Source organism: Aestuariivirga litoralis (genome assembly GCF_003234965.1).
GTDB classification, from domain to species: Bacteria; Pseudomonadota; Alphaproteobacteria; order Rhizobiales; family Aestuariivirgaceae; genus Aestuariivirga; species Aestuariivirga litoralis.
Genome location: NZ_QKVK01000017.1, coordinates 24,192 through 32,419 on the forward strand (window position 1 = coordinate 24,192; position 8,228 = coordinate 32,419).

Genomic DNA, 8,228 nt, shown 5'->3' on the forward strand with positions numbered 1-8,228 from the left:
GGATTGCCGCAATCTCAAGTCAAGGCCTGAACTTAGCTCGCTGGACAGGGCAGGGAGGCAAGGTCTACCCTTTTGCAAGCTATCGTTTCGCACCGGAGATGTTGCATGAAATCGCACTACAGGGTGGCCGTCATCGGGGGCGGCGTGGTGGGGGCGTCGGTTCTCTATCACCTCGCCAAGCTCGGCTGGGCCGACGCGGTGCTGCTCGAGCGGTCGGTGCTGACGGCGGGTTCGAGCTGGCATGCGGCGGGAGGCTTCCACGCACTGAATGCCGATCCCAATATCGCCGCCCTGCAGGCCTATACTATCGACCTCCTGTCCGAGATCGAGAAGGAGTCCGGGCAAAGCGTCGGCATGCACATGACGGGTGGCTATTCGGTCGCCTCTGCGCCGGAACGCTGGGAGTGGCTGCAGGCCTCCTACCGCGTGTTCCAGACCATGGGCATCGAGGACGTGCGGCTCGCAACGGCCGAGGAGGTGCGCGAGGCCTGCCCGCTGTTCGACACCGGTGATGTGCTCGGCGCGCTTTACGCCGAGCGTGAAGGCTATATCGATCCATCTGGGGTGGTGCATGCCTACGCCAAGGCCGCGCGCCTGCGCGGCGCCACCGTGGTCGAGCATAACCGTGTGCTGGAACTCCACCCGAGGCCCGATGGCAGCTGGTCCATCGTGACCGAAAAGGGCACCATCACCGCCGAGCATGTGGTGAATGCCGGTGGCCTCTGGGCCAAGCAGGTCGGCCGCATGGCGGGTATCGAACTGCCGCTGACGCCGATGGAACATCACTATTTCATCACCGAGTCGATCCCCGAGATCCAGGCGATGGACCGCGAGATCCCGATGATGATCGATCTCGAAGGCTTCACCTATGTGCGGCAGGAGGGCAAGGGCCTGCTCGTCGGCATCTATGAGCAGAACTACAAGCACTGGAACATGGATGGGGCACCCTGGGACTATGGCTTCGATCTGATCCAGGAAGACATCGACCGCATTTCGGACGAGCTTGCCTTCGTCTACAAGCGCTATCCGGTAATGAACCACACCGGCATCAAGCGTTGGGTCAATGGCGCCTTCACCTTCTCGCCGGATGGAAATCCGCTGGTCGGGCCGGTCCGTGGATTGAGGAATTACTGGACCGCCTGCGGCGTCATGGCGGGCTTCCTGCAAGGTGGTGGCGTCGGCAAGTCGCTGGCCGAATGGATGGTGCAGGGAGAACCGCAGGCCGACATCTATGGCATGGACATAGCGCGCTACGGGGCCTTCGCCGAGAATCGCGAGTTCATCCGCCAGACCACGGGACAATTCTATTCTCGCCGCTTCGTGATGTCCTATCCCAATGAACAATTGTGGGCCGGCCGTCCGCTCAAGACGGCAGGCGCCTATCAGGACATGACGGAGGCCGGTGCGCGCTGGGGGTGTTCCTGGGGTCTCGAGGTGCCGCTCTATTTCGCACCGGAGGGCTTCGCGGAAAATCCGACACTCAAGCGCTCGAATGCCTTCGACATCGTGGGCGAGGAGTGCCGCAGGGTGCGTGAGGGTGTTGGCGTTCTCGATATCTCGGGCTTCTCGCGCTATGAGGTGACGGGGCCTGCCGCCGAAGCCTGGCTCGACCAGCTCCTGGCCTGCAAGCTGCCGGGGCCGGGCCGCGCCAGGCTGGCGCCGATGCTGGGTCATGATGGCCGGCTCAAGGGCGATCTCACCGTTTTCAACTGGGGCGACGGATCCTGGTGGCTGATGGGTTCCTATTATCTCCGGCAGTGGCACATGCGCTGGTTCGATGACCACCGGACTGAGGGTGTGGAGGTCAGGGACATCTCTGATCTCGTCACTGGCTTCTCGCTGTCCGGCCCCAATTCGCATGCGCTGCTCGCCCGGCTGACGAGTGATGACATCTCGTCCAAGGCTCTGCCTTTCCTCGGCTGCAGAAAGCTCGATGTGGGCCTGCACCGCACGCGTGTCGGCCGCCTTTCGGTCGTGGGCGAGCTGGGTTACGAGATCAACTGCTCCGCCGTCGAGCATGCGCGCTTGCGCCGGGTCCTGCTGGAGGCGGGCCGCGATCTGGGCGTCGTCGAATATGGCTACAACGCGCTTCTCTCCATGCGCCTCGAGAAGAGCTTCGGCATCTGGTCGGCAGAATTCCGCCAGGGCTATACGCCGGGCATGACCGGCATGGACCGCTTCATCGCCTTCGACAAGCAGGACTTCGTCGGCCGTGGGCCGGCTCTGAAGGAACGTGACGACGGCGCCAGGACGCTGCTGGTGACGCTGGAGATCGAGGCGACGGATGCCGATGCCTCGGGCTATGAGCCCGTGTGGCAAGGATCGAAGCGCGTGGGCTATGTCACCTCCGGTGGCTATGGCCACACCGTGAAGAAGAGCCTTGCCCTGGCGCTTGTGGATCGCGATGCCGCGCAAGCAGGGACAGAACTAGCCGTGCATGTGGTGGGCCAAGAGCGCAAGGCACGGGTCATCCCTGCCTCGCCTTATGATCCCGAGAGCAGGGCGATGCGCGTCAGGTTCTAGGTGTCATTTCCTGCGGCCTTGCTTCACTGGCCAGGCGCTCTGCCACCAGTTCGTCGGTGACCAGCACCTGCGGCTTGAGCAGCCGCAGCGCGCCGCGGATGACGCCATATTTCTGCCAGCCTCCCGAAGCGAGCACGATCTTGCGGGCGCCGTGGAGATCGCGCGGGTCCACCGCAATGACGCGCCTGTTGATCTCGTGGTCGATGATGTTGCCGTCGGCATCGATGAAACGGCAGAGCACGTCACCCACTGCACCGGCACCCTGGAGAGCCGCGAACTCGTTGCGCTCCAGCAGGACGTATTCGGAGAAGGTGGAGACCGGCGACAGATCGCCCACGCTCAGGATCGCAAGGTCCAGCCGCTTTGCGCGGCGGAAGATTTCCTCGATGCCGGGATGGGCCAGAAGGGCCTCGCGCGTGCGCACGTCGGGCGCGAAGACCGGGGCTGCCATGAGATAACACTCGGCCGACAGCCGGTCGGCCAGCCGCCAGGAGAATTCCGACGGGTTGGCGCCGCTCACCCGCGTCAGGCCGCCAAGCATGGAAAGCACGCTGACGCCACTCTTCTCACGGTGTTCGATGGCGGGCAGGCTGGCCGAGAGCGTGCGGCCCCAACCAAGACCGATCGTCGCGTCATCGGGGATATTGTCGTTCAGGTATTCGCCGAGGGCTGCGCCGATCAGCTGGTTGGTCGCGGCCGCGTCCTGGGGATTGGGGATCACGATGGCGCGCTCGAGGCCATATCGCGTTTCCAGCGCACGCTCCAGTGCCACGCACTTGGTGAGCTTGGTGGTGACCCGGATCTGCACCATGCCGTTCTGTCGTGAACTGGCGAGGATGCGCAGCACGCGCGAGCGGCTGAGCCCAAGCGTTTCGGAAATCTTGTCCTGCGTGAGGCCTTCCATGTAATAGAGCCACGCGACCTTGGTCTTGAGATCGTCGCCGATGTCGCCCTGGCCGCCGCGCTCCACGCCCATCTGCCATTCCCCTGACTTGCCAGCGGGTCATAGCAGGGAGAAGGCGTTCTCCGCAAATCAGCCCCGTGCCGCGCGACCTGCTGGTGAGACTGCCGCTGTTCGTCCCTCAGGTGTTGCCCGTCAGGGGTACACGAGCCTGTCCGCCGGGTCCGTTGCGACGGCCACCCAGTGGCGGCAGACGTCGGGCGGCCTCGACGAGGATGCCGAGGCCCAGCGCTGCCAGCAGAACCAGCAAGGCAGGGCGCAGGCCACTGCCCGGGTGCAGGTTGGCAGCAAGCACCCGCCAGGGGTCCACCCCCGTGGCAAGTCCGTACCACGCAAATTCCGTTACGACCGTCGCTGCGGCACCGGCCACGGCAATGGCGGCGAGCAGCACAAGGCCCAGCGGCCGCCGCAGACGGAAGGCCAGCCGGTACAGCATCAGCGTCAGGAACAGGCCCGCCATCAGCGTTGCCTCGCTGGCGTCGATCTTCGACTGCATGAAGAAGTGGAGAATCGCCAATGCGGCAATCGCATAGACAAGACGGTGCAACCGCTTCCACCAGAGACCCAGGCGCGACACCATGGCATCCGTGGAGGTTGCGGCCAGAATGGCCAACCCGGCCAAGGCGGTGAATCCGATTGTCAGATAATAGCGGCTGAAGATCTCGCGCACCGCAAAGGCAATATCGAACTTCACGCTGGCGATGTAGAGCAGCAGATGAGCCGCTGCCCAGGCGAAGGCGCCCACACCCAACATCCGGCGGATCAGTGCAAGGCGGTTCCACCGCAACAGCCGTTGCAACGGCGTCAGCGCCAGGGCAGCAACGAGGAAGCGCACCGCCCACTGGCCGGTGACGTGCAACGCCTCGGTCATGGCCCGGGGCCCAAGGTCGTGGCTGGCGGCCCGCCAGAGCAGCCACAGGGCAGGGGCGAGCAGCAGCAGCAGACAGCCTGTCTTGATCGGCGAAAAACGGCCTGTCCGGTCGGTCAGCAGGAACATCATGTCATATTGCAGATTTGCGGCTCCCTGTCGCGTCAACTCCCATCACGCTTTCGGCATGGCCGGGAATTGCACTGGCGATTCCCGGCGTGGCGACAGATATGCTAGCCTGACGTCGAGAACGGAGACCATCGTGAGCCAGTCACAGACACCCTCGCCCTTCCCATTTCAACGCACGGATGCCGAGTGGCGCGCCATCCTGACGCCTGAGCAGTATGCCGTGATGCGCGGCCATGGCACGGAACGCCCCGGCAGCTGCGCTCTGCTTCGCGAGAAGCGCGCGGGTCGCTTTCTGTGTGCCGGCTGTGGAACCAGCCTTTTCGAGTCCCAGGAGAAGTTCGAGAGCGGCACCGGTTGGCCGAGCTTCACTGTACCTGTCGAAGGAGCGGTCGCCACCAGCACCGACCGCAGCTATGGAATGGTCCGCACCGAAGTCCATTGCGCGACCTGTGGTAGCCATCTGGGGCACGTCTTCGAGGATGGCCCTCCACCCACTTACCTGCGCTACTGCATCAACGGCGTGGCGCTGACCTTCGAGCCGACCCACTCGTAATGGACACCGCGGCGCCTGAGCGTCTCTCCTCCCTTTCGTGGTTGCGCGCTACATGTTATGCGGCGGGCATCATTCGATTTGCGGGAATTCAACGACCATGGCAGCCCCCAGGAACAGCGCCCGCAAGCGCGCCGAGCGCGAGTCGCCGGAGCATCGCCGCAGCCTCATTCTGAAGGCTGCCCGCACCTGCCTGAGCGAGAAAGGCATGCGGGGGTTCACTCTCAAGAACGTTGCAGCCGAGGCTAAGGTGTCGATCAGCCTTCTGTCGCATTATTTCGGCAGCGTGGAAGAGCTGCTCAAGTCCGTCTTCCGCTCCGTGCTGTTCGAGGAACGGCCCGTCGAATACCGCAAGCCCAAGACCCTCGCCGACGCAATTTCCAACCTGCAGGACATCGTCTCCAAGAATTTCGATCCTGACTACTATTCACGCCGCAATCTTCTGGTGTGGCTGCCGATCTACGAGGAGATGCTCCTCAACACCCGCACCCGTCGATCACTTGACGGAATTGAACAGGAACTGGCGCGCGAGGTTGCCCGCGCGGTGTCGGATGTGGCGCGGTTTCGCAAGTCGGAGGTGGATGTGGACGGGTTTGCCTATGAATTCCTGGCCTTCCTCGATGGCTTGTGGATCCGCTGGTGCCTCTCTGACCGGCGCGATACCCGGCGCGAGCGCTCCGCCGCCTTTCGCTTCCTCGAAACCGCGCTGGGGCCGCTGGGTGTCGTCACTTAGGCGGGGCGGCCGCACGTCCCCGGCAACCAGTGCTGGCAGTGGGCGTGCCATTCGGAATCATTCGCTTAACCATGATCACTGCAAAGTTAGCATGACTCTAGGTCAGCCTACTTGGTCTGCGGCAGTGCAGAGGACAGGCTGGAGGATCTCCACATGGAAGAAATAACATAGAACATACAATAGCTTGAGGGGGATGCGGGGTCTCCGGAAGGCGTGCGGGCGCCGCGTTAGGCATAAACTTACTATATCACTCACTCCAGTTGACCGTCCTGCAACCGTTTACTAACGGCTGGTACGTAGTTTTTCCTACGTAGCAATGGTCAGTTGAAGGTGGTTTATGCGTGTTCGGGGGCAATCCTTTGCGGTGTTCGTGGCGTCGAGTGTGCTGGCGCTCAGCCTCTTCGGGCATGATGCCGCCCTCGCCGCAATCACCGTAACCAAGGCCAGCGCCGGCGGCGGCAAGCTTTCCCTGCGCGGCAAGTCAGATCCCGGTGCGATCATCACCCTGGACGGCGGCATCGCTTCGGCGAAGGCCAACGCCCGCGGCATCTTCGACTTCGGTGCCCTGGGCTATATTCCTGAACGCTGTGTGGTTCGCCTTGAATCTCCCGGCCAGGCCACCGTCATCGTCAATATCTCCAATTGCGCGCCCATTTCCCTGAAATCGAGAGGTGAGTGGAACCGCGCCAATGCCTATGTCACGGACGAACTCGTCTTCTACAGCGGGTCGACATGGCGTGCGAAGCAGCCCGTGCCGAGCCAGGTCGCGCCTGGTCTCGCTTCGGAAGCGTACTGGGAATTGTTTGCCACCGCGTCGTCTGGCGATACCGGGGCGGGCTCCGGATCGGGCGCAGGCGCCACCGGCCCTACTGGCCCCACGGGCCCCACAGGAGCCACCGGAAGCCAGGGGCCGAGCGGCGCGAAGGGCGACACCGGGGCGCGGGGTGCAACTGGTGCCACAGGCATCGCTGGTTCCACTGGTGCGAAGGGTGATACCGGAGCCACCGGGGCCAAAGGTGACACCGGTGCCACAGGTGCGAAGGGCGATACGGGTGAGAAGGGAGCCACGGGGGCCGCTGGCGCGACAGGAGCGTCAGGCGCGAAGGGTGATGCGGGCACAACCGGTGCCAAGGGCGATACCGGCCCTTCCGGCACCACAGGTGCCGCAGGTGCCAAGGGTGATACCGGTGAGCGTGGCGCGACCGGGGCTCAGGGCGCAACGGGTGCAATCGGTCTCACCGGTGCCACGGGCGCTCCCGGCGCAAAGGGTGACACCGGCGCCGCCGGCGCGACAGGTGCCAAGGGCGACACGGGCGAGCGCGGGGCGACCGGCGCCATCGGTGCAACGGGTGCCCGCGGTGCGACCGGTGCTCAGGGTGAGACCGGCGCTGTCGGAGCGACCGGGGCTCAGGGTGAGCCTGGAGCCAAAGGCAACACGGGTGCTGTTGGTGCTACTGGTGCAGTAGGTGCGACCGGCGCCAAGGGAGAGACGGGAGCCAAGGGCGACACGGGTGCTGTCGGAACTACCGGTGCGACCGGAGCCAAGGGTGACACCGGAGCCAAGGGTGCGACGGGTGCCCAGGGCGAGACTGGCGCCAAAGGCGACACGGGTGCTGTTGGCGCCACCGGTGCAATAGGTGCGACCGGTGCCCAAGGTGAGACCGGTGCCATAGGCGCTACCGGGGCCCAGGGCGAGACTGGCGCTGAGGGCGACACGGGTGCTGTTGGTGCCACCGGTGCAGTCGGTGCGACCGGCGCCCAGGGCGAGACCGGAGCCAAGGGTGACACCGGTGCCCAGGGCGAGAGCGGTGCCAAAGGCGACACGGGTGCTGTCGGAGCTACCGGTGCGACCGGTGCCCAGGGCGAGACTGGAGCCAAAGGCGACACGGGTGCCCAAGGTGAGACTGGTGCTCAGGGCGAGACTGGCGCCAAAGGCGACACGGGTGCTGTCGGAGCTACCGGTGCGACCGGTGCCCAGGGTGAGACCGGAGCCAAGGGTGACACCGGTGCCATAGGCGCTACCGGGGCTCAGGGTGAGACTGGTGCTCAGGGCGAGACCGGAGCCAAGGGCGACACGGGTGCCGTAGGCGCTACTGGCGCTAAGGGCGACACGGGTGCTGTCGGCGCTACCGGTGCGACCGGAGCTCAGGGTGAGACTGGAGCCAAAGGAGACACGGGTGCCCAAGGTGAGACTGGTGCTCAGGGCGACACGGGTGCCGAAGGCGCTACTGGCGTTAAGGGCGCCACAGGTGCTGTCGGAGCTACCGGTGCGACCGGAGCCCAGGGCGAGACTGGAGCCAAAGGAGACACGGGTGCCGAAGGCGCTACTGGCGCTAAGGGCGACACGGGTGCAGTCGGAGCTACCGGCGCGACCGGTGCCCATGGCGAGACCGGAGCCAAGGGTGACACCGGTGCCATAGGCGCTACCGGGGCTCAGGGTGAGACTGGTGCTCAGGGCGAGACC

At 64.8% G+C, this 8,228-nt stretch carries 6 protein-coding genes; 3 read left to right on the top strand and 3 right to left on the bottom strand.

Annotated features, from left to right (window positions below):
• Window positions 1-105: 105 nt before the first annotated feature.
• On the top strand, window positions 106-2,523 hold the full coding sequence (locus DK847_RS20100; RefSeq protein WP_111200340.1) for a GcvT family protein: 2,418 nt from the start codon (window positions 106-108) through the stop codon (window positions 2,521-2,523).
• On the opposite strand, the gene DK847_RS20105 is transcribed toward DK847_RS20100, so the two are convergent.
• Window positions 2,513-3,499, bottom strand: a complete 987-nt coding sequence (locus DK847_RS20105; RefSeq protein WP_111200341.1) for a sugar-binding transcriptional regulator — start codon at window positions 3,497-3,499, stop codon at window positions 2,513-2,515. The genes DK847_RS20100 and DK847_RS20105 overlap by 11 nt on opposite strands.
• A gap of 106 nt (window positions 3,500-3,605) precedes the next feature.
• Window positions 3,606-4,484, bottom strand: a complete 879-nt coding sequence (locus DK847_RS20110; protein WP_111200342.1) for a protein-methionine-sulfoxide reductase heme-binding subunit MsrQ — start codon at window positions 4,482-4,484, stop codon at window positions 3,606-3,608.
• A gap of 130 nt (window positions 4,485-4,614) precedes the next feature.
• Here DK847_RS20110 and msrB point away from each other — a divergent pair, with 130 nt between their 5' ends.
• Window positions 4,615-5,034 (top strand): peptide-methionine (R)-S-oxide reductase MsrB, encoded by a 420-nt coding sequence (msrB, locus tag DK847_RS20115; RefSeq protein ID WP_245414685.1) that lies wholly within the window; start codon window positions 4,615-4,617, stop codon window positions 5,032-5,034.
• Window positions 5,035-5,131: 97 nt separating this feature from the next.
• On the top strand, window positions 5,132-5,764 hold the full coding sequence (locus DK847_RS20120) for a TetR/AcrR family transcriptional regulator (RefSeq protein WP_161957405.1): 633 nt from the start codon (window positions 5,132-5,134) through the stop codon (window positions 5,762-5,764).
• A gap of 1,093 nt (window positions 5,765-6,857) precedes the next feature.
• Here DK847_RS20120 and DK847_RS21055 read toward each other — a convergent pair.
• Window positions 6,858-8,228, bottom strand: a 1,371-nt coding sequence (locus tag DK847_RS21055; protein WP_425358703.1) for a serine-rich family protein, incomplete at its 5' end; no start/stop codon positions are given.